This window comes from Paenarthrobacter sp. NPDC057981 (assembly GCF_042886835.1).
GTDB lineage: Bacteria > Actinomycetota > Actinomycetes > Actinomycetales > Micrococcaceae > Arthrobacter.
Window position 1 is genome coordinate 95707 of sequence record NZ_JBHVQI010000009.1, and the last position, 22331, is coordinate 118037.

The following is a 22331-nucleotide window of genomic DNA, read 5'->3' on the forward strand; positions in this document are numbered from 1 at the left end:
GCTTCAAAGGAGAAGACAATGACTGAACAGAAAACCCGGCGGCAGCCGGGTCCTTGGCGGGTTGCTGTGGTAGCTGGCATGGCGTCGTACATCGACGCCGCGGCCTTGATCAGCTTCGGAATTGCCATCGTGATCTACCAGGCCGCTTTTGGGCTCGCGGCGGATCAGGTCGGCGTTCTCGCCGGCGCCATCACTTTCGGTGTGGCAGTGGGTGCGCTGGCTGGTGGGCGGCTGGGCGACCGGTTCGGGCGCCGTCCGGTGTTCTCGGTCACGATGCTGATGATCATCGGCGGGGCCGCGCTGCTGGTCACCACCGATTCGTTCGTGCCCCTTTTGGTCGGCACGCTGCTTGTGGGTGTCGGCACGGGTGCTGACCTGCCGGTCTCGCTGTCGACTATTTCCGAGGCCGCTGACGACGAGAACCGTGGCCGTATGATCAGCTTCTCCAACGTGCTCTGGATCGCCGGCGTCCTGGTCGCCATCATCTTGTCCACGGTGGTCGGCAATCTCGGCCGGCTGGGCGGACAGATCCTTTTTGCACACGTTGGAATCGTCGCTGCCGTCGTGCTCATCGCCCGGTTGAGCATTCCGGAATCGCTCGTATGGCTGGCGGCCAGGGAAGAACGGGCGAAGGGCCTGCACACGGCCCGGGCTTCACGGTCATCTGTCAGCAGCCTGTTCCGAAAGCCCTACCGTGCCCCGCTGATCGTGCTCGTGGTCTTCTACTCGCTGGTCAACCTCGCCGCGAACACCGGTGGCCAGTTCGGCACCTACATGCTGGTCAATTACGCCGGGCTGGATGTCTCATCCGCGTCCCTGTTCGGCCTGATTGCCATGCCGGTGCTGATGCTGAGCTACTTCTGGTTCATGCGTGTCGCGGACGGGCCGCGCCGCTTCACGTACTTCACCGTGGGCGCCGTCCTGTATGTGGTGAGCCTGCTGGTCCCGGTGATCTTCGGCTTCTCTGCCACCACGTACATCGTTTCCGGCGTACTCGGTGCTGTCGGAGCGGGATTCGCTTTCGAAACCGTCATGAAGGTTTGGGCCCAGGAATCCTTCCCAACACTCATCCGCTCCACCGCCCAGGGAACCATCCTTGCAGTGGCCCGCTTCGTCGCCGCAATCCTGGCCACGTTCACGCCGATGCTGCTGACCTCCGGCCCCAGCGCCCTGTACCTGTTCCTCGCCGGCGTGACCGCGGTCGGCATGGCCGTGGCCTGGTTCGGGTTCCGCAACCGGGACCAGCACAACGAGTTCGACACAGAACAGCTGACTGACGGCACCGCCGCTGCCGCCCCGGCAGCGTCGTCGGCGACATTCCACTGACTTTCCATCCACCAAAGCACGACCGCGGCCGGCCGATCCTGGCACCGCATCAAGGAGAACACCATGTCGAAAACGCAGGCAGCTGAGCCGAAATGGATCACCGGCCCTGTCCCGGAGACCCCAGCGGACTACACCGCGCTGTACCTGCGGGGCTCACACACACTTACCGGCCAGGTCCGCCACGCCCGGGCGCGTGTCAGCGCGCTGGGCTGGTACCGCTTCTTCGTCAACGGCACCGACCAGACCGGAGCAGCGCTCGTCCCACGGTGGACTCCGTTCGATCAGTACATTGAGTACCAGGACTACGACATCACCGAGGCTCTGCGCGAAGCCCGCAACACCTTCGCGATGGCTGTTGGTGACGGCCGCTTCCGCGGCCGCATCGGAGGCTCCAGCCGGCAGGCGGTCTATGGAGACCGCCTCGCGGGCTACGTCACCATCGACATCGAATACACCGATGGTTCCCGCGGCACGTACGTTTCGGATGAGACCTGGTGGGCCGGTACCGGACGGATCAGCACCACCGACCCGATGCACGGCGAGCACGTGGACCTGCGCATCCCGCAGGACGACTGGCTCACCGCAATGAACGCGCCGGGGCGCTTCACCGCTGCGCAGGTTCTTGACACTGAACGAACCCTGATTGCCGAAGAAGTAGCCCGCGTCCAGCAGATCGATACCTTAAAACCGGTCACCATCACGCGGACACCGGGCGGGAAGCAACTCTTCGATTTCGGGCAGAACGCCGTGGGCGTCGTCCGCCTCCGCCTCAACGGTCCAGCGGGCACGGTCGTTCGGCTCACCCAAAGCGAAATCATCGCCGGCGACGGCGAAGTGGATGTGAAGTACCTGGCAATTCCGCCACTGGTCAAACCCTGGTCGCAAGCCGACCAGGTCATCCTCGACGGCACCGAGACGTGGTGGCAGCCCTGGTTCACCATCCACGGCTTCCGCTATGTCCAAATCGAGGGACTGCCCGGAACCCTGACCGCCGACGACGTTCAATTTGTGGTCCTTTCGACCCAACTCGAGGAAACAGGGTCCTTCGCATGCTCTGATGCACGCCTGAACAAGCTGTACGAAAACGTCCGCTGGTCGATGCGGTCCAACTTCACCGACACCCCAACGGACTGCCCCACCCGGGAGCGCTCCGGCTGGACCGGCGACATCCAGGTGTTCGCCTCCGCCTCCACCGCTTACGCGAACGTCGCCGGATTCCTGCGCCGCTACCTGCGGAACCTCGCCGCCGAGCAGCTCCCGGACGGACGCATCCCGGTCGTCATCCCGGCCGAAAGTTCCGAGTTCTCCGGCGGGCTGTCCAAGTTCTTCACCATGCTCTCCAGCTCTACCGGGTGGGGCGACGCAAGCGTGCAGCTGCCTTGGGTGCTCTACCAGTACTACGGCGACACCGAAGCCCTGGAAATGGCTTACCCCGCGGCCGCCCGCTGGGTGGACCAGATGATCAACCGCGCCGCGCAAAAGAGCAGCATAAGACGCCGGGGCAGGCTCGGCACCGGCAAACCAGACCTGGAAAAATACATTCTCGACACAGGGTTCAACTGGGGCGAATGGCTCCGCCCCGGCGAGACCTTCCTCAGCTCCGCCCTGGACTCGAACTTCCGCAGCGGGCCGATCATCGCCACCGCCTACCTGGAACACTCATCCAGGCAACTTGCCGAAATCGCCGCACTCCTGCACCGCGACGGGGACGCCGCCCGCTACCGGGGCCAGGCCGAAAAGACCCGCGAAGCGTGGCGGGCCGCCTTCCTCCGGCAGGACGGGCGGATCGGGACCGACCGCCAGGACGACTACGTCCGCGCGATCGCCTTCGACTTGCTCAATGACAACGAAAAACCCGCCGCAGTTACCCGCCTGGTTGAGCTGATCGAGAAGGCGGACAACCACCTCGCCACCGGATTCCTGTCCACGCCGATGCTGCTGCCCGTCCTCGCCGACAACGGGCGGGCAGACGTTGCCGCACGGCTTCTGATGCAGACAACCAGCCCATCCTGGCTCTACCAGGTCGAACAAGGCGGCACGAGCACCTGGGAAACCTGGGAAGGTTACACCAAGAAAGGTGACGCGAAAGCAAGCCACAACCACTACGCCGTCGGGTCCGTGGCCGGTTTCCTCGTGGAACGCCTCGCCGGCATCGCGCCCGCAGAGCCAGGCTACAAAGTCATCGACATCCGCCCCATCCTGCTTGAGGGGATCAACCACGCCAACGCCACCGTCGGAACACCCTTCGGCCCGGCAGCCGTCAGCTGGAGAAACGAAGGGAACCACCTTCACATCAGCGCCACAATCCCGGACGGGGCCACCGGGCGCCTCCGGTTCGGCAACCACGACGAGATTCTTCCGCCGGGAACCACAACCCGGGAAGTTCCCATCCACTCAACAGCCGGCTCCATGGCCGCCTAAACGCGCCACGAACGCAGCGACAAGTTGGTGGGTGCGCCACGAACGCACCCACCAACTCAGACCCAACGAAGACCCACCTGGCCCATCACTACGGAGGACGGCCCTTGACCACAGTCAAGATTCGGATCAACGACGTAGCCGCAGCCGCAGGAGTGTCCGTAACCACGGTCTCCAGTGTCCTGAACAATCGAATGGGTGTCAGAGCGGCGACACGCGACTTGGTCCAGACCATGATGAGGGACCTGGGGTACGTCCCCGACCCGCACGCCGTAGCTCTTCGCAGGGACTCCAAGCACAACACGGCCCGGTCCCACTCAAAACAGCCCCCACCAGAACTCCAAGAGAACGCGACATCAGACAAGCAGGAGGACACAGCGGAAAATCAGCCACATGAAAACAACTCACCACCACCAACCTCGGGCCCATGGTCCGCACTCAGCCCATCCGACCGAGTCCAGCTGCTGCGCCAGGGAACAATCCTCGGGTCGGCCACGATAGACGCGCTCATGCCAGACCGGTCAGTCGTTTGGGTCGTCATGGACAACGGGCTCGGCCGGATGATGATCCATCCATCCGAGAACGTCCAACTCCGCCCCCTGCCGTCATAGACGGTCCCCGACGCGGCAGCAACAGGCCGCGCCCCGCCTGAAGGTGCCCGGACAGCCACCAAAAACGTTGCGCCAACCCTCAAAAACAACCTGCTCGCTGCACCCACAATAGGCTGCGACCCACGCAGCCGTGCACGCTCAAAAGGAACTGAAATGAACGAGACCATCACCCAAGACGAGCTGATCGACGCACCGGACCCGTCAGGGATGCCCCCACTGGCACAGCTACTCCCGATGCTGTCCTCCATGTCAGCGCAACTGAGCCACGCAGAGACAACCGAAGGGCTACGCCAGTCCTACCCCCAACTTGCGGCCGTCGAGATCAACGATGTCGATATCGATCCGAACGTGCCGGCCCGCTACTACTCAACACACAACAGCACCCGGCGCCCCCTGCTGGTTTGGGCCCACGGCGGCGCCTTTGTCGGCGGTGACCTGGACATGCCCGAAGCCAACTGGGTCGGTCTCGCCCTTGCCCCACGCGGATTCAACGTGCTTTCCATCGACTATCGGAAAGCCGTAGACGGCCTTTCCTACCCCGCACCCGTCGACGACGTGTTGACGGCCTGGCGGTGGGCACAATCGAACGCCACCCGACTGGGCGTTGGATCGGTCCATCTTGGCGGCGCTAGTGCTGGCGGTTCTCTCGCTGCCAGCGCCGCTCTCAAGCTCCGGGACGAAGGCGCCCCGACCTCGAAAAGCGTCGTGCTGGCGTACCCAACCCTCCACCGCGTTCTTCCCAAGTGGAACACCAAGGAAATCGAGAAGATCCGCGAGGCCGCAGGCATGACCTACTTCAGCGCATCCTGGATGAAGGAAATGGTGGAAAACTACCTCGGCGATGGAGGTGTCGACAACGGACGGTACGCGTTCCCGGCCGAGGCCGAGCTCAACGATCTGCCGCCACAGCTACTCCTGCTGGCCGGCATGGACTCACTGCGATCCTCGGGAGAGGACTACGCCCGCATGGTCTCCGCGGCGGGTGGAACAACCGACACATGGCTCGCAGACGACGCGCTTCACGGCTTCCTCAACGGCCCCCATGGGGCAGGCGCACAAGAAGGCATCAACGCCATCGCAAACTGGCTAGAATCCCACTCCTAGAGTTAGAAAGGACGGACGCCGACCTCGTGCCGCAGTTCAATCAACAAACCCCCGACACGAGGTCGGCTCCCCGAACCTAAGTCTCGATAAACAACAGCTTTTCAAGACACAGTCCCCGCCCCTCGGGAGGGCCAGCGCGGCCGCGCTGTGAGTTTTGGCGATAAATGGCCGCCTTTTCACGGCGCTATTTGGCGCCTGGTACGGATGCAGGGGATCTGCTTATGAGACTAGCTTGCGCCGTGCCCATGTGCGACAGCAGGCGCACCCGCCCAGCAGGCAGTCCTGCCCATGCTGGGAAGGCAGACACGAACAGGACCAGGTGGGCGTTACCTAAGATCGAAGTCCGTGCGTAATTGCAAGATTGGGACGCTGGGATAGAAGCAGCTCGAGCTTACTCGCGGGCCACATTTCGATTTGCGGTTGCTTCCCGTTTTCATTGTGCTTCTCGATCACTTGGACCGCATCTGCACTGAATGCGTTGCTCGTCGCGATGACCAGGAACCGGATGACCGGTGGTTCCCAAGTGGACAAGCTCGCCAGGGATGATTGAACATCTACTGCGCCGACTGGTTTTGAGGTGTAGTGCTTTGCTTGCACGATCACGCGCTCAGTGCGGATCGTTCCAGAGGAGTCTGAGACGACGCGTTCTAGGGAGATGTCACGACCGCGGTCAGGTGCGTTGGTGTTCATCAGTAATTGGACGTTTTGATACCCATCAAGACGATTGAAAAGGTCGAAGAGTAGTCTCTCAAATCCTTCCGGATTGATGGCCGTCCAGTTCAGAATGGTGGTGGCGTGGCCGGTGAGCTCGGCCTTCCCGATGTCCCCTAGGTCAACATCGGGAACGGGAATGGGATCAACTTCCCCTACCTTTGCTGCGTCGATGTCCAGTTGTACCGAGGGCCAGTCAACTGTCGCAATCTCATGCCAATCATGGACCTCTCCAAAGCGAAGGTGCCGGTGTAACGCGCCCCACCGACCCGTGCGTTCCACCGTCTGACCGAGAAGTCTCTCTACCTCAACAAGGCACTCCTCAATCTCCCCTACTTGAGGAGTGTCAACGCGTACCCGCGGGCCGAGTGGCGCCTCATTCCACTCAGCCATGGTGGGTAAGGAAGCAATAATCTCAGTGATCAGACCTGTAACTTGGTCACTCAGCTCCGTCAAACGGGAGGCGATAACTCGACGCCGAGCCCGATCGAGAAGATGGCGGTACTTTGCCAGGTCTTCACTCGGCTGTGCCGACAGTTCCCATGCGTAGGTAGGCTGCTCGCCTATCTCGGAATAGTCCAAGAACATCCGTCCGAGTTCAGCAAGATCAGGCAGGCCGCCCGTAATGGTCCAACCGTCGATCCGTGGCAATCCATGAAGAAGGTCATCCCAGTTGCGGGCCAAAGTCAGATACTCGGGAACAGTCCCAAACGAAGGCCCGGTGGGGATATGAGGTTGAGCGCGATTCCACACCACCTCCAGTTTTTCAAGGTTCACTGCCACCTTGTCGAAGGTCGCCAAAGCATCTGCAAGGTTCATGGTGCGAGTTTAGCCATGGGTTGCCCGTGCCCTGACCTATGTCCAGGAAGGACCGTCTAAGCAATTAGAGAGTCTCAGGATGAGGCTCCGCCTGACCTTCTGTCGATGTTTCCTCGCCTTCGCCAGAGCTGGCCGTGTCTCCGTCGCTCTCGCTCTCCTCGACCTCAAGCTCGAAAGGTCCCGACCAACTCACGAGGGGGCCCTGCCAGTCGTACCTCGAAAGACCCTTCAGGTCGGTCTCTACCAGTGCCCCATGGATCACCCTGAGGACTCGGAAATCAGCAGTCCTCTGGCGGCTCTCGCCTCGAAGCGTTACCTTTGCGAGCTCGCCCTCCTCAAAGACCCACACATCACCATCGGATTTCCACGTTGTTTTAGTAGCCATATCGCGATCCTAGTGCAGCCGCTGGCTCAGCTTTCTCCTGTCGACGCAGCGCCTAGCGAATCATTGGTGATGATCAAAAACGGCCGTTCATGAGACAACACCTATATCTGCATCGCAGCCAGGGGTGTTGTGTTCCATGGCCCGTGTCCGCGAGCTATGTTCAGCCAGGACGTTCGCGGTACATTGGCGCTGTGGCCTCTGTTGGCACTCAAGGGAGAGGTTGCGCTCTAACGCATGGATATCAACGCACTGTTTACCAACCCGGATTGGGGTTCGTTGGCCGACTGGTTTGGCGCTGCGGGCACGATCGCAGCGGTGGCGGTAGCGCTCAGGTTCGGTCTGTCCGACAGGAAACGCCTCAACACTGAGCGTGAAGAGGCCGCCGAAGACCGTAAGATCTTTCGCCAGGAGCGAGCTGAGCAGGCTCAGGCAAGCAAGCGCCGATTTGCCACTAAAGTGACAGTAATTGTCGAAGGAATCTCACTGGACGATCCTGACGCCGAGAATGGGCGCCGACGCGCAATTAAGTGGGAAGTGCACAATGGTGCGGACGAACCCATTTCTATGGTTTGTGTTGTACAGACTCTAACTCCGAATGCTGCCGCAGGTGGCGTGGCGCCCTACCACATTGATCGTGTGTGGCCAGCAGTGAAGCCGGGACAGACAGTCCACCACCAGAATGCCTTCTACCAAGATCCTTCCGACTTCTTACCCTTCCGAGAGGTTTGGTTTACCGACAGCGCGGGCCAACGCTGGCGCCGAAATCAGTTCGGAGTTCTAGAAGAAATTAACCAAGGCGATCCACGTGCAGATGGCGCGATTCCTGTCTCGATTCCATGACAGGGGATGCTGGGGCATGGGCCTACGTCCACGTCATAGAGCCCTGCCAACTACTAGGCCGGCCCTAGTCGCTGAGCGGGCCCAACTTTGCCACATCTCATGGTTGGCTTGAACTACTCTCGCTGCTGACCTGGAATTCATCTAGTTCCTGAGAGAAATCCGCCTCATTATCAGTCACTGGTGCGTCCGCTCCCACTCCTGGCAAAAAGCTGCCATGCTTTTGCCGTAGATGCTTCATCACTTCCACGTTGGTCGGCCCGAAGCGGAGCCCGTCTTGCACAAACTTAAGGCGGTGACGCGCGTCTCTGATGATCTGCGACCATGACACTGCCCTGATCGTCACCGGATACTCAGCCGAAGGCTCTTGGATGACACCGCCACGGGCCGTTTTCATTCTGGCGGCGTTGGCGATCTTATCGCCCACGATCCAGAACTCCCAGGTAGTGGAGGCAAGATCAAATCTGCCGTCATCTACGACGGCGGCGGCATATCGCTCGATCTGGCTAATCTGACTGTGACCTATATGCACAGTGGGGCGCTTGATCTCAATAACAATGTGATGCCGTCTGTTCTCTTGCTGTTCGATCACACGACTCAGCATCAAGTCCACGACGGGCACACCGCCCGTATGATCGAGAACTTCGCGTTCTCTTTCTTCGTCGGAGCTGGGGTCATCACTCTTCAAAAGGTGACCGTATCTGTCCAGAGCGGTCTTCAGTGTAGTGTCATCGGCTGTTAGCTGATACTCCTCGCGAAAGATCCATGTTTCGGCAGCCAAGATCCGGTGTAGTTGCGTGCGCTCCAGGATTGTCCTGCGGAAGTCATCACCGTAGATAATCTCCTCGAGGCCAGCTACAAATTTGAGCCTGTCTGTAATCTCTCGCGTGGAGCGGATGATGTTGCCTAGGGTCGTTTCCTTCAGAAGGGCGCCGAGGTCTGCAAGGTCGCTCTCTGGAAGGCCAATTACCTCTCCGAGTACATCTTGAAGCCCTCCGGGATTGTTCTCCAGGGCTTCCTTTATTAGGTGGAGCGAGAGTCTTTTGGACTTCTTGTCCGTGTCCTTGAATGCGTCTGCTGCTGTCACGGCCACTATCTCAAAGAGTTCTCGTTCAGCTCGTTCCACCTCGTTGGAAGGTTGCGCCTTGAAGGGATAGATATCGTCGTTCTTCCATGCCCTGACCAGCTCAGATCCCCGTGACATGACACGGTCAGAAAAGTAGAATTTCATGGCAACCCTGGCAGCAGCCAAAACGGCTTGGACCGAGTCGGGAGCAAAATCAGCCAAGCTCAGATTCGCAGCGTGTTCCTTGAATCCATCCCACTTTACGTAAGCAGTGAAGTTGAAGCCTGGGGCTTGAATCCCCACATTGGTTTCATGGAGCGGCACGCCGCTTGAGTCGCACAGAAGAAGTTTTCTACCCTCTGGTATCTTCCACTCGATTATGACGAGTTCCACTTGTACGTGCTCGGCGCCGAGGGCCTCCACAGTGAGGGACTCCGACCAACGAGCACTCTGGATGTCTCGCGGGTCGATTTTTCGACCGTCCCACCGTAGATTGACGTCATACTTCTCAAGAGTGAGGGCGAACGTCGATGTCAGTCGGTCGGGAGCCTTGGGGGACTCTAGCCACTTCAAGGCGGCCTTGGTGAGTTGGCTAATCTCGACAGAGGTCCCCTTGGACGCCAGAGGTGGCTCAACCACTTCGATCTGAATCTCTTGCAGGTTCCCCCTGCGTCCCGTTATTTCTATGGTCCTAAGTCCGCCGTCAACAGCCTCGCTTGTCGAAGTCCACCGCACCCAGTCTCCGATGCCGAACGCTGCAAGACGACCCTGACCGGCCTGACCGTGAAGGCCTCGGCCACCTTCGGATTTCTCCGTTTGTTTCTTCCACGAGCCGCCCAGCCGCTCAAACGATATGTTTGCTCGTTCCTCGGTGATGCCCTCGCCGTTGTCAGAAATCGTAAGGGAATCCAACCCGCCGGAAGGCAAGAGAACAAGGCGGCAGTCTACGGTCTCCGCATCGGCGTCGATAGCGTTCCAGATTAGCTCCTCAACGCCTGCTGCCGGCGTCTTTACCAGCCGGTCCAGATGATCCTTCTGGACTTCAAGACGCTTAATAGGCATGTCCGCATGATTCCACATTTCTGAGCGGTTCCCTACCGGCTCCGCATCAGGCCGGTTCGAGAATTGACCAGGATGTTTTCAAAATCCTCAGACTCGCGCGTAGGGCAGAAGCTGTGCCCCTTCGGCGCCGGTCGGGGGCCTAGGGAGGGTAGCCCTTGGTGCGGAGAACACTCGCCGCTGTGGATGAACAGTTTCTGAGACCGTGAATCAGCCCTTTACCTCATCGCAGTCAGCCACCACGCAGTACTGGTAGCCGAACATCCAGAAGCAGAAGTAGATCTGCGCCTCACCGTCGTAGTCCTCAATTGGTTTTTCAGTGGCTTTAATAGAAGTAACCCTGAAGTTTTCGTCGCCACCGACGCTCGCTGAGGCTTGACGTATGACTTCTATAGCGGCCTCTACGCTGGGCATAAACTTCCGCTGGAGTTCCTCTCCCGCGACAGTCGCCAGCGACCTGGTCAAGTCGACTGCCAAATTTGGATCGGATACCTTTGGCATCGTGATTCACCCCTTTTTGGCCATGTCTTACTCTTGGTGAACTGCGGCGTCAAGAGCCGCATCCAAATCACATCTCTCATAGCCGTCCTTGTTGGAGGCCAGTGGGTGAAAGACGCCTGTGCTTGGCACTCCTGCGGCGGCTGACTCTGCGGTGCTTCAGGTGTTCGATTCCTGCATCGCACGTTCGGGCCTGGTATTCGTATTGCGTGACAACCAGGGGTAGCCCTTGCCGGAATTTTGGGACCGATGAGGCCGTGGAGTTGTCGGCATACGCGGCGTTTGGCGGACACGGTTGTGGACCCTTCTTCCGATAGGTGGGCTACTGAAGCGAAGGGGGCTTTGGTTAGGAGGGCCCCTTCTTCCTCGTTAGGAGGTCAGGACACGGACGGCGCGCCGCCGTTCTCCACCAAGGAGATTGTGTTGTCGTCGTCATCTACGGCAAGCGGCAGGGTCTGGACGCCGATCCTCTCGCGGGCGTGGTTTGTATTCTTAGTCGTCGTAGCTCCAATCTGCGGTGTTGGGGTTCAACGGGTGGCGAGTTTGTGCTCGATCCAAATACGGGAAATCTCCCTTCCTGAGCGAACCTCAATGTAGAGGAGAGCCCTCACGATCTCACGTTGGTTGTCGGGGCCGAGCCCTATTACGGGCCGGACCCCTACGACGGTGACGGCGGATCGTTGGAGATCTCAATGACGAAGAGAAGACCATCACACCGGGAACACCAATGGCGGACATCGCCAAAGAAGTCGCCGCCGCCTTCCGTCGGTTCAACACCCGGCAATGACCCGGAGCACCAGCGGAATACCGGGCCGTTCGCCTTGTGTGGGCGGGCGGCCCGCCGCAGGTGGTTGCCGGGGTGGGTGGTTGCCGGCGACGGCCCGCCGTTCCCGCGACAGTGCCAATGGTGGTCACCTAATACGCGCGGCAAGCCAACGCCTTCATTGGCAAGGGCAAAGGGGAGGACCGGGCGAATGAATGCTCGCAGGACTCGCACCCGTAAGGGCGTCCACTCCGCTTCGCTCAGTGGCCGGCTGCCGGGGCCAGGCCGTTTCGTCGCTGAGCTCCTGCACGCCCTGGCCCCGGTTTTTGTCTGCGACGTTTTGGCTGCTGTCCTTCGGATTGTACGTGCCCGCTCCGGCCGGTCTAGCCCCTCCTTCGTCGGGGCCTGCGTGCCGTGAATTTCCCTGCGGCGCTCCTGCGTCGCTGATTTCCTTTCGGGAATTTCCCGTCCCTTGCCCGGTGGGTAGACAGGCCTCCGTCGGGCACAGCTCCGCAAGCTTCGCCAGCAGCCAAAACAACGAACGGGGGAGAGGGGAAGCTGGCCGGTCACCATTAGTCGCCCCACCCACCGGATCCTCAGCAAAGGACTTGAATCTTGACGAACGAACTCCGCATTTCCAGCCCGGCCGACATCCTCAGCTTCATCCCGCACACCCTGGGCTTCGCACCCCGTGAATCCTTCGTGTTCATCACCATGCGCGGGAACATGCTCGGCGCGACCTTGCGCGTCGACGCCCCCACGGACACCAACACGGCCGGGTTCGCCCGGGCCATGGCCGACTACCTCGCGCTGGACGCGCAAGCGAATGCCGCCGTGCTGGCCGTCTACACCGACCGGCCCGCCGCCGAGGGTGAACCCCGGCCGTTCAACGATCACGTCGAAGCGATTGTCGAGACCCTCGACGCCGCCGGTGTCCCGCTCAAAGACGCATGGCTGGTGACCTCCGAGCACTGGAAGAACCTGCTCTGCGATGACCCCCGGTGCTGCCCCATCGAGTCGCTGGAGACCATCACGGACGGACACCTGAACGCCGAAATGATCTTCCGTGGCAGCAGCTACAAGAACGCCCCCGGCACCAGCTACCCGCCGTTCACCGGCCCCGCTGACACGGTCGAACAGATCGAATACGCCGGGCACCTGCTGCAGTACAGCGAAGAGATCAACGGCCGCGACCTCTGGTCAGAGGCGATCGCGTGCAGCGGACGAATCAGCCCGAAATCTGCGGTGCAGCTGCTGGCCTGCTTCCAGTACCCGGCCCTGCGGGACCTGCTGATGTGCACCGTGATCGAACCCGAACGCACCACCGCCGACGACAGCGGATACCTGCTCGTCGGTGAGGGAATCACCCCGGACTGGAGCCGCGTGGACGGTGCCCAGGAAGCGGCCCGGGAACTGATCACCGCAGCCCCGGAAAGCTACCGGGCGCCGCTGCTGACCGTGGTCGGATGGCTCTACTACCTCAAAGGCCAGTCATCCGTAGCGGCGGAGCACTTCGCCGCCGCGCTTCAGGACGTGCCCGGGTACCGGCTCGCTGAACTGATGGAAGAACTGATCAGCCACGGCAAGATCGCCCCCGTCGCAGCCGATGAGACCAGCGCATACAGGAAGCAATAACACCCCCGAACGGGCCGGGACCGGCAACGGTTCCGGCCCACCGGCGTCGGCGGCCTCCCCCGCTGGCGCTCCTCCGGCCGCCGCTAACGCTACCGCGGGCGAAGCCACCCAGAAACACAACCTCCCGCCGCCGGGCTACAGTGGAACAACCACCGGTTCCACCAACGCCAGGGAGCAGCCACCCATGAGCCACGACTTCATCCTCACTGAAGACGACGCCCCCTCAGGCAACACCTACGCCGAAGACATCCTCGAACTGAGCATGCTCACCATGGACCCGAATGCCACCGTCGTGGACATCTCGTGGGAGAAAAACCCACAAGACGCCTAACCGCGCAGCGATGACGCTGCACCCACAAATTTCCTTTTGCTGAGGGAAAACAGGAAGAGCCGACACCACCAGGTGCCGGCTCTTCCGCCATCCAAGGGGATCAGGCGGTCCACCGTCGTAGCCGCCCAGGCACGTGGCTTATCAACGGCGGACCGCCCCCGCACAGCTTTGCCCCACCTGCCCAGTTGACCTGACTGAGAGCGGAGGGTGGGGACGTCATCCAAGAGCCGCTCCGGGGTACAGGCCCTTCCTCAGGCGCTGGCTTGTTTGGACACCAATCTCCATAGCACCACAGCGGCCAGAGCGTTGAGACCAGCACTAAACAGATCGCCCGCCGCGGGCCGGCCAATGAACACATCAACACCAACCACCACCAACAGCGCAGCAGCTGCAACCGTGAAAAGCACCGCACCGAAGCGTAACCACCCAAAACGACGAACCCGACCGGGTTCGGACCGCTCTGCCCGATAACTCATGCCCCCACCCTACGCTGGAGGGCCGGCTCGCCAGGGCGAACCGTGAAACGGGCGTCCACTCCGCTTCGCTCCGTGGCCGGCTGCCGGGGCCAGGCCGTTTCGTCGCTGAGCTCCTGCACGCCCTGGCCCTGGTCTTTGTCTGCGACGTTTTGGCTGCTGTCCTTCGGATTGTACGTGCCCGCTCCGGCCGGTCTAGCCCCTCCTTCGTCGGGGCCTGCGTGCCGTGAATTTCCCTGCGGCGCTCCTGCGTCGCTGATTTCCTTTCGGGAATTTCCCGTCCCTTGCCCGGTGGGTAGACAGGCCTCCGTCGGGCACAGCTCCGCAAGCTTCGCCAGCAGCCAAAACAACGAACGGGGGAGAGGGGAAGCTGGCCACTCACCATTGGTCGCCCCACCCGCCACCTTTCTCGGACAACAAGGAGCACCACCATGAACGCAGTACCCACGCTTGAAATGCTCGACCCCACGACCTTGATCGTGGACGTCAATGTCCGTAAGGACGCAGCCCTGACGCCGGAGTTTGTAGCCAGCATCAAGGAACACGGCGTCATTGAACCGGTCATCGCGCACCGCACCGAAGACGGCACCGTGCATGTACGCATGGGGCAGCGCCGCACCCTCGGAGCTGTCGAAGCCCAGTGCCCGCTGATCCCGGTGATGATCACCGCATCGGCGGAAGAAGCAGAGCGGATCGTCTCGCAGGTAGTGGAGAACATCCAGCGTGCGGCCATGACAGAGGCCGACGAAGCCGACGCCTATCACCAACTGTCCCTGATCGGCGTCTCAGCCGCAGCGATCGCCAAGAAGACCGGACGGAAAAAGGCCGCTGTCGAAGGTGCCTTGAAGGCCAAGGCATCCGAAGCCGGGACCGCCGCCCTGGACAGGGGATGGAGCATCGAGACGGCCCTGATCATGGCCGAGTTCGAGAACGACGAAGCAGCCACCGCCGACCTTGAATCAGTCCTCATGGACGAACCCGACCAGCTGTTCCACGTCGCCCAGCAGATCCGGGACAACCGGGCACGCGAAGCGGAACTTGTCGCGCTGATCGATGGACTGAAGGCCGAGGGCAGGACCCTCGTTGACTACGCCGGGCATTACGCCGACGAAGAGAACCTGTTCGTCACCGCAGCCAACCGGGCGGACGGCGAACCGGCCACAGACGAGGATGCGAACGCCGCCTTTGTCTCCACCAACTACCTAGGCGAACACAGCTTCAGGCTGGTAATCGCCGGATGGAAGGAACTGGGATTCATCCCCAAGCACGAACGCTACGACGGCGGCAGCAACGTCCAGAAAGGACCGATGACCGAGGAGCAGAAAGCCGAGCGGAAAACCCTGATTGCCAACAACAAGGCCATGGAGTCGGCCACCACGGTGCGCCGGGAATTCGTCAAAACCCTGCTGACGAAAAAGCAGGCACCGAAGGGCTGGCAGTACTTCACCGTCCACGCGATCACCCACCACCCCGACGTTGCCCGGACGTACGACGGCGAAGTTGCCGCCGCCATGGTCAGCGCCAAGACCGATGGCGAGAAGTCATGGGCGTGGAACCCGCTCCGGGATCACGTGGCCAAGTCCACGACCCGGCCCGAGTTCTCCCTGATCGCACTGGTCTGCTCCGGATACGAGAAGACCATCGCCAAAGACTCGTGGCGGTCCCCGTCCCAAAGCCACGTCGACTACCTGAACCAGCTCGTCACATGGGGCTACACGCCGAGCGAGGTTGAGCAGATCATCATCGACAGCAGCAAACCGGAAGAGGACAACGCCGCCGAGGAAAGCACCGAAGCAGCCTGAGAACACCTTGCCGGGCGGAACCCCCACCGCCCGGCAAGGCCCCCGGCCACTCACCACGAACAGCGCCGGGAACCTCCCAAACGTCGGGCGGTCCGACGCCCAGGGCGAATCACTGCAGCCACTCACCAGCGGCGGACCGCCATTGAACGCCACCAGGCACACAATCACCGAAAGCCGCGGCCCCGTCGGCTATAAGGCCACTTCACCGACTCACTACCTCCGCTAAACTAAAGCACAGATTTCCTTTGTCCGAAGAGAACAAAGCTGGACCGGCCCGCGCCGGTCCAGCTTTGTTTAAGCCATAAACACCGCAACCGCTCCTGCTGACCAAACGGCTTGCAGAGTTCCTTGGAAATTTACGGCAATAGACAAAACTCTGAACAGGCCGACGAAAATAGAAAAGCATTCGTAAGGGGATGACAAAGGAGGGGTCATTGGCCCCTCCTTTGTTTGTCCAGAAACCTTGGGGGAATTAGGACAAACCAACTGTAGCAACCAACCCTGGCAAAACCCCGTGAGAGCCCGCTGGTCCAGGCCCTGCGCGGGCAAACACCTATGCAGGTGGCCGAATCTCTTTCAGCCGGGACGACACACTGGGGAACCTGACGCACCGGAGGCGGGGACAGGAACCCAACATCCGGGCAGCAATCAAAGCGGCAGGGGGAATTCCGATGGGCTACTATCCGCGAAGTTCCAAAACACGCCACCGTCCTAAATCTCCAAGAGGATACTATTAGAAACGGCTTCTAATTTCCTAGAATTTGTGGAGGAACTATTGTTTTCTGCGCGGATAAATACTAGAATAAAGGTAGCAAGTCACCCAGACGAACCTAACTGAACTGATACGAAACGCAGGACTGAAAATGACTTCTTTAATCACCGATTACACGGTTTACACCAAGCCCCAGTGCCCGAACTGCGACCGCACCAAGGAGTACTTCGACTCCAAGGGCATCACCTGCACCGTCGTTGACATCACCGAAGTGCCGGCGGCCCTGGAATACATCAGCACCGAACTGGGCTACTCCCAGGCGCCCGTGGTCGTGAACAACACTGACGGCCATGACCACTGGTCCGGCCTGCGCCGCGACAAGCTCGTCCAAGCGGCCATGAGCCACAAGGCGGCGTGAGGACCATGACCACGCCGCACCCGGCCGACGGGTTCAAGCCAAGCCCCAGGACCCCGTTGGAAGCCGACCTGTTCCGGCAGGCCAACCCCAGCGGCACGATCATCACCGACCCAGTCGACCCCGGGGTCACCGACCAGCACGACGGTTTCCACGCCGGCTCCGATAACGGAAGCGATCACCGGTATTTCGAGGCGATGAACCGTGCCCCACTCGGTGCCCGCGGTCTCTGGGACGAACACACCGCAGACCAGCACCAACCCACAGACCCCACCCACCATCACCCAGCTAAGACCGAACCTCAGAACGAAACCACAGCACACACCGAGAACACCACTACCAGCACACGAGGAAAAGGAACCATCATGGCCGGCGAAACTACTATCACTGTCATCGGAAACCTCACTAACGACCCCGAGCTGCGCTTCACCCCGGTGTCCGGTGAGTTCGGTAATACTGAAGGCACTCCGGTGGCGAACTTCACCATTGCATCCACTCCCAGGACGTTTGATGCCCAGAGTAGGGAATGGAAGGACGGGGAGACCCTCTTCCTTCGGTCCACCATCTGGCGGGAAGCAGCCGAGCATGTTGCCGCCTCGCTGATCAAGGGCAGCCGCGTCGTTGCCAGCGGCCGGCTCAAGCCGCGGACTTATGAGACAAAGATGGGGGAGAAGCGCACAGTCATCGAATTCGAGATTGACGAGATAGGGCTGTCCCTTCGGTACACAGCAGCGACGGCCACCGGAACCCCGGAAAGCCGCCCCGTGAGCGAAGAAGCCCCGACGCCGGACGAAGTACCCGTGCAGGAAAAAGCCCCGCGCATTGGCTGGAGGGACAGGCTCAAAGCCCAACAGGAAGCCGCCGAGGCCGGCGCCGACGGATCCCGTTGAAGCAGCCGCGCGACGTGAACTGAGGCGACTGCAACGCACGTACAACGCCGGACGGAAATGGGCGGGCGTTGAAGCGGGCAACTTCGTCCTGGACGTCGGACCCGTGAAGAAACCGCACGACGTGAAGCCTGGTAACGGGGAGCCTTGAGGCCCGCACCCTTGGTGGTGCGGGCCTTGTCGTAACTGGTGCGGGCTGGGTGGTGAGTCTTGGGTGAAAGCGTGGAGTACCTCGGCGTAGATCCCCCTGCCGCTTTTGAACTGTCCTGGCACTTTCGGTGCTGTGCCTGCGCGTCCGGACCAACGCTCACCAGGGGGTGTCGTCAAGGCTGAAAGAAACCCGGCCCAGGGCGTTTGGTGCGCCGGCAGCGGCGGTCTTGGTCCATGGGATAGGTGTCCGTTGGTGACCGGATGGGGTGGAGGCTGTGCATGGCCACCGCTCATCTTTGGTGAGAAACGTCCCGGTGGTGGGGTGGTGGTTGTGTGCAGCCGGTCAGGTGGGTCCCGTCGTCCACATGTGTGCGGGAAAAGCCCGGAGGGTTGTAGCTTTTGCCGTGCACATGTGGACGAGGGGTTTAGTTCTGGTGGTGCTTTTCGGAAGCGGGCTGCTGGGCGTCGGCGGGGGAGTCTGAGGACTTGTTGTGGGCTTTGCGGCGGCGGGTTGCCGCTGCGGGTTCGAGGCCGAGTTTTTTGAGTTCCTCGGCGCTCCAGCCGTCCCTGGTTGCTTTGACGTAGGCGCGTTTGTCGTCGCGTTCGGCGTTGGCGAGTTGTTCTTTGAGGTCGATGACTTTTTGGCGTGCCTTGACGAGTTCTTCGACTGAGCTGATGCGGGAGTTCAGGAGGGCTCGTGCTTGTTCTTTGGTCTGTTCGATGTTGATGGTCATGGTGTGTTTGGCGCCTTTCTTGACGGGGGGTGGTTTAGCGTTCGTGGCCGAGTTGCTGGTGCGGGGCGTGGTTGGTGCTGGTGGTGGATGCTTTGGCTGTTTCGGTGGTGCTGGTCAGTGCGGCTGCGGGGTGGGCCGGGAAGGAGCGCTGGTAGGTCTGCAACGCTGCCGGCATTGGTGTTGCCAGGGGCTGGATCAGGGGTGGGCCGTATCGGCGTTGGTGGTGATCCAGGACTTCGGAGAGGGTTGGTCGGTTGTAGGCGTCGGTGACTTGTGCCAGTTCCGGGAGTTCCTTCGCGATGTTCACCGCCAGGGCGGCGGCGTGTTCCTGTTCCTGGGGCGGGAGCGCATTACGAATCACTTGTTCGATGTCTGGGAGCGCCGCGGTTTGAGCACTGTTCAGGACGGCGGTGTCCGCCCGGGGCGTGTTGTTGTCGACAGGTAGTTGTGCCCTGATGCTGATGATGGTTCCGTCGTCGTGGATGCGGGCTGTGGTTCCCGTTGCTTTCTGCAAATGGTCGGTCGCCAGGGACTCGATGGTGCCGGCCACGTGGTCTGTTCCGGCGTCGACCAGGATGCGTGTTGCATCCTCGATCAGGTGCTTGCCGGGGCTGGGTGTGGTGGGCACGTTGAATTCCACCACGACCTGTCCCGGTCCAGAGCTTGTTGGTTCGACATAGTAAGCCTCAGCGACGTTGAGCGAGACCTCCTCTGCTTCAGGGGTTACTGCTTCCGTGGGGAGGCTGTTTTGCGTGTTTGGTAGGAGCCTTGTTGTTGCCGAGGAGGTGGGTTCGGCCCGCAGTGTGGGTGGTTCCTGGTTGTTGTCGAATTCCCTCACGGCGTCGTTCACTGTCGTGGCCTGGAACGCTGTTGTTACGTCGTTCTGGCTGGGAATCTGGCTGACGGCGTATGCCGTCAGCGTGTCCGTTTGGGAGTGAAGTTCTGGAGGCAGGACGTCCGGGATGGACTCCCGGAGGACGGGCAGGATCTCCGCTTGGTGAGGTGCAAGTTCAGCAGCACCCGTCCGGGTATCGGCTGGGAGCGGTACCGGAAGGTAGAGGTGAATTTCTTTGGCGTCGTTGGCCAGCATGGCCGTTGTCGCGTTTCGTTCCTGGAGGTGCCGTGAGGCTGCCTTGTCGATCATCAGCATCGCTGTGTAGGGGTCGCCGTCGAGGCGTTCGGTGACGTCGTTCCAGAGGTCCCAGCTGCCCGTCTGCCGGTCTGCTTGGAGTGTGATCATCAGTGTTCCGCGGTCGGTGCCGGCGGTTGGCTGGTAGGTGACGCTGTTGATGGGCAGTTCGAGTGCCTGATTGATTGTCTGACGCATGTCATCCCCCTGGATAGTCGTCGTACGTGGCCTCAGCCTAGCGCCTCAATCAATCCCCAGCCTGAAGCCACGCGGCAGAGATCCCCGAAAGAAGCCCACGGAGCAAGCTATACATTTACACGGGTGTAAATGGCGTGTCGCTCACGGACCCTGACGGGTTTGTGGGCGACACTGGCTTGTGGGTCCCCGGTTTCGGGGTCGCTGCGCTGGGCTTTTTGGGAGGGGGATTGGGGTGCCGGAAGGGGAGAACACTGGCCGTCCGAACCTGTCCCGGCGTCGGCGTGCGAACTCTCCTGCCGGGTCGAAGAAGCGCCGTGAGGTGTGGGTCACGGCGGAAGAGGAAGCGGCGCTTCTGGCCAGGGCGGAGCGGGAGAAGGTGACGGTGCCGAACCTGTTGGTGTCGGCGGCTTTGGCGGAGCGCACGGATTCGCCGACGGAGCGGCGTGCCATCGGTGCTGAGTTGATGCAGTTGCATAACTTGTTGGCGCGTTCGTCGAACAACATCAATCAGCTCGCACGTCAGGCGAACGCGACGGGTGAGTTCCCCGTGGAGGCCCGTGAAGCTTTGAAGCATATCCGGTCGGTGGCGATGCGCATTGACCGGGCTATTGAGGGGCTGATGTGAGCACATGATCCCGAACATCACCCGCGGTTCGCGGATGGCCGGCCTGATGGTCTATCTGGCCTCCACCGATTCGGACAAGACGAAAAACGCGCACACGGACCCGCACCTGGTGGCCGGTGACGCGGCCGTCATGGCGTGGTACGACGACGGTGTCCTGGACCACGAGGACGCCCTCGCGATCGCGAAGCACCTGGACCAGCCACGGAAACTGTTCGCTGTCGAGGTCAGGGTCAAAGACTTCGCCTGGGACGCGGCGAAGAAGGAACGCGTCCACGTCGGTTACAAGGACGCGAGCGTGTGGCATTGCTCGCTGAGTTTACGCGCCGAAGAGGGTGGTCTGACGGACCAGCAATGGGGCGACATCGCGAACGACTTCGTCGACGCGATGGGCTTCACCGCGGCCAGCGGGAAGGCCCAGTGCCGGTGGGCGGCGATCAACCACGGCACATCCGAGAACGGCAACCACCACATCCACATCGCCGTGTCCCTTGTCCGAGAAGACGGCACCAAAGCCTCCACCCATGGGGACTACAAGAAGGCCCAGCAGACCTGCCGCGAGCTGGAGGTCAAGTACGGGCTCGAGCAGCTGTCGGCCGTGTACGCGACCCGTGGTTACGACCAGGCAGAGAAGGCCACCGCGGCCCGGGACAAACGGGAAATGCACCGCTCATCGCTGGCCCGAAAAGTACGCGCCAGTGCCAGCGCATCCGCAACCGAAGGCGAGTTCGTTCGTCGGGCCCGTGACACCGGAATGCTGCTGCGGCCGCGCTACGCGAAGAACACCACCGACGTCATTGTCGGCTACTCCGTGGCTGAACGACCCAAGCCGGGGGAGCGGCCGATCTGGTTCGGCGGCGGCACCCTCGCCTCGGACTTGAAGCTCGGTGCCCTGCGTGAAGCATGGATGGACTCACCGCACGCCGCGACCGAGGCCGCGACTGAATGGAACGCCGCAGCACGCAACAAGCGCACCGTCACCAGGACCGGACCCGAAAAGGCGACACCGTCGCCGCGGGTGTGGGTGGAATACACCCGCAACGCCACCGCCCTGGCAGAACAATTACGCTCCATCCCGCTTGAAGATCACGCCACCTGGGCAAAGGCAGCACGAGAAGTTTCAGGAGCCTTTGCAGCATGGTCACACCGTCTCGAACCCACACCCGGGCCGCTGGCCGAAACCGCAGCGGAGTTGTCCCGCACCGCCCAACTCCGTGTACCCAAAGTGCACAGCAAACCTGTTGCCCTGCCGTCCATTGCCGGCACCGCGATGTTGTTCCTTGCGGCATCGAGTAAGAACAAGACAGCGGCCCACGCGGCACTGATGGTGCAACTGGCCAACATGGCAGCCGCCATTTACGACATGCATCTGCAGTCCGGGCGGACGCGGGAAGCGGAGAGGATCCGGACTGTCGTTGCAACCCAGCTCAAACCGTTCGCGGCAACCATGCCCCGCCCCGTTGGTGTCGGAGCGGGCGAGCAGTCGGTAGAGCGTGAAGCTGCCCGGAACCCTGTGGAGCTTGGGCTGCGCGGTATGGCACCGATCCGGCCCGGTTCGGTTGTTCCTGGAACAGCCACACCGGCCAAGATACCGACGCGAACTGGACGCGAATCCGGGCCTGTACTCGACCGATAAGAATCACACC

The 22331-nt window shown here is 61.4% G+C and carries 19 protein-coding genes; 12 read left to right on the plus strand and 7 right to left on the minus strand.

What is annotated here, in order from left to right:
• The first annotated feature begins 18 nt into the window (after positions 1-18).
• From ACFVSI_RS10830 to ACFVSI_RS10845, 4 genes are all read left to right on the plus strand, one after another.
• A complete protein-coding gene (locus ACFVSI_RS10830) occupies positions 19-1326 on the plus strand; it encodes an MFS transporter (protein WP_387823010.1) in 1308 nt (435 codons plus the stop codon).
• 63 nt (positions 1327-1389) lie between these two features.
• Complete coding sequence (locus ACFVSI_RS10835; protein ID WP_387823013.1) at positions 1390-3747, plus strand: family 78 glycoside hydrolase catalytic domain; 2358 nt, start codon at positions 1390-1392, stop codon at positions 3745-3747.
• Positions 3748-3851: 104 nt separating this feature from the next.
• Positions 3852-4355, plus strand: coding sequence for a LacI family DNA-binding transcriptional regulator (locus ACFVSI_RS10840; RefSeq protein WP_387823016.1), 504 nt, complete (start codon positions 3852-3854; stop codon positions 4353-4355).
• 153 nt (positions 4356-4508) lie between these two features.
• The gene (locus ACFVSI_RS10845) at positions 4509-5459 is read left to right on the plus strand and encodes an alpha/beta hydrolase (protein ID WP_387823018.1); all 951 of its coding nucleotides are present in this window, start codon (positions 4509-4511) and stop codon (positions 5457-5459) included.
• Positions 5460-5789: 330 nt separating this feature from the next.
• On the opposite strand, the gene ACFVSI_RS10850 is transcribed toward ACFVSI_RS10845, so the two are convergent.
• Positions 5790-6989 (minus strand): restriction endonuclease, encoded by a 1200-nt coding sequence (locus ACFVSI_RS10850; RefSeq protein ID WP_387823020.1) that lies wholly within the window; start codon positions 6987-6989, stop codon positions 5790-5792.
• Positions 6990-7053: 64 nt separating this feature from the next.
• Complete coding sequence (locus tag ACFVSI_RS10855; RefSeq protein WP_387823023.1) at positions 7054-7374, minus strand: hypothetical protein; 321 nt, start codon at positions 7372-7374, stop codon at positions 7054-7056.
• Positions 7375-7608: 234 nt separating this feature from the next.
• Between ACFVSI_RS10855 and ACFVSI_RS10860 the strand changes: the two genes are divergently transcribed.
• Positions 7609-8214, plus strand: coding sequence for a hypothetical protein (locus tag ACFVSI_RS10860; RefSeq protein ID WP_387823026.1), 606 nt, complete (start codon positions 7609-7611; stop codon positions 8212-8214).
• 97 nt (positions 8215-8311) lie between these two features.
• Here ACFVSI_RS10860 and ACFVSI_RS10865 read toward each other — a convergent pair whose 3' ends face one another.
• Together ACFVSI_RS10865 and ACFVSI_RS10870 are read right to left on the minus strand one after the other, a co-directional pair.
• Entirely contained in the window at positions 8312-10339 is a 2028-nt protein-coding gene (locus tag ACFVSI_RS10865; protein ID WP_387823028.1) for an ATP-binding protein, read from the minus strand.
• A gap of 207 nt (positions 10340-10546) precedes the next feature.
• The gene (locus ACFVSI_RS10870) at positions 10547-10837 is read right to left on the minus strand and encodes a hypothetical protein (protein ID WP_387823031.1); all 291 of its coding nucleotides are present in this window, start codon (positions 10835-10837) and stop codon (positions 10547-10549) included.
• 1375 nt (positions 10838-12212) lie between these two features.
• Between ACFVSI_RS10870 and ACFVSI_RS10875 the strand changes: the two genes are divergently transcribed.
• Complete coding sequence (locus ACFVSI_RS10875) at positions 12213-13232, plus strand: DUF4192 domain-containing protein (protein ID WP_387823034.1); 1020 nt, start codon at positions 12213-12215, stop codon at positions 13230-13232.
• Between the two features lie 184 nt (positions 13233-13416).
• Positions 13417-13563, plus strand: a complete 147-nt coding sequence (locus ACFVSI_RS10880; RefSeq protein ID WP_387823036.1) for a hypothetical protein — start codon at positions 13417-13419, stop codon at positions 13561-13563.
• A 251-nt stretch (positions 13564-13814) separates the two neighbouring features.
• Here ACFVSI_RS10880 and ACFVSI_RS10885 read toward each other — a convergent pair whose 3' ends face one another.
• Positions 13815-14039: a hypothetical protein gene (locus ACFVSI_RS10885; protein ID WP_387823039.1), complete on the minus strand. Its 225-nt coding sequence runs from the start codon at positions 14037-14039 to the stop codon at positions 13815-13817.
• Positions 14040-14467: 428 nt separating this feature from the next.
• On the opposite strand from ACFVSI_RS10885, the gene ACFVSI_RS10890 reads away from it, so the two are divergent.
• The 3 genes from ACFVSI_RS10890 to ACFVSI_RS10900 all read left to right on the plus strand — a co-directional run bounded on the left by ACFVSI_RS10890 (position 14468) and on the right by ACFVSI_RS10900 (position 17855).
• On the plus strand, positions 14468-15838 hold the full coding sequence (locus ACFVSI_RS10890) for a ParB/RepB/Spo0J family partition protein (protein WP_387823042.1): 1371 nt from the start codon (positions 14468-14470) through the stop codon (positions 15836-15838).
• 863 nt (positions 15839-16701) lie between these two features.
• Entirely contained in the window at positions 16702-16968 is a 267-nt protein-coding gene (locus ACFVSI_RS10895) for a glutaredoxin family protein (RefSeq protein ID WP_387823044.1), read from the plus strand.
• Positions 16969-17330: 362 nt separating this feature from the next.
• Positions 17331-17855, plus strand: a complete 525-nt coding sequence (locus ACFVSI_RS10900; protein ID WP_387823102.1) for a single-stranded DNA-binding protein — start codon at positions 17331-17333, stop codon at positions 17853-17855.
• Between the two features lie 572 nt (positions 17856-18427).
• Here ACFVSI_RS10900 and ACFVSI_RS10905 read toward each other — a convergent pair.
• Both ACFVSI_RS10905 and ACFVSI_RS10910 read right to left on the minus strand, forming a co-directional pair.
• The gene (locus ACFVSI_RS10905) at positions 18428-18736 is read right to left on the minus strand and encodes a hypothetical protein (protein ID WP_387823047.1); all 309 of its coding nucleotides are present in this window, start codon (positions 18734-18736) and stop codon (positions 18428-18430) included.
• Positions 18737-18770: 34 nt separating this feature from the next.
• Positions 18771-20063, minus strand: coding sequence for a hypothetical protein (locus ACFVSI_RS10910; RefSeq protein ID WP_387823050.1), 1293 nt, complete (start codon positions 20061-20063; stop codon positions 18771-18773).
• A 232-nt stretch (positions 20064-20295) separates the two neighbouring features.
• Between ACFVSI_RS10910 and ACFVSI_RS10915 the strand changes: the two genes are divergently transcribed.
• Entirely contained in the window at positions 20296-20688 is a 393-nt protein-coding gene (locus tag ACFVSI_RS10915; protein WP_387823053.1) for a plasmid mobilization protein, read from the plus strand.
• Between the two features lie 4 nt (positions 20689-20692).
• Positions 20693-22321 (plus strand): relaxase/mobilization nuclease domain-containing protein, encoded by a 1629-nt coding sequence (locus ACFVSI_RS10920; RefSeq protein ID WP_387823055.1) that lies wholly within the window; start codon positions 20693-20695, stop codon positions 22319-22321.
• The last annotated feature ends 10 nt before the right edge of the window (positions 22322-22331 follow it).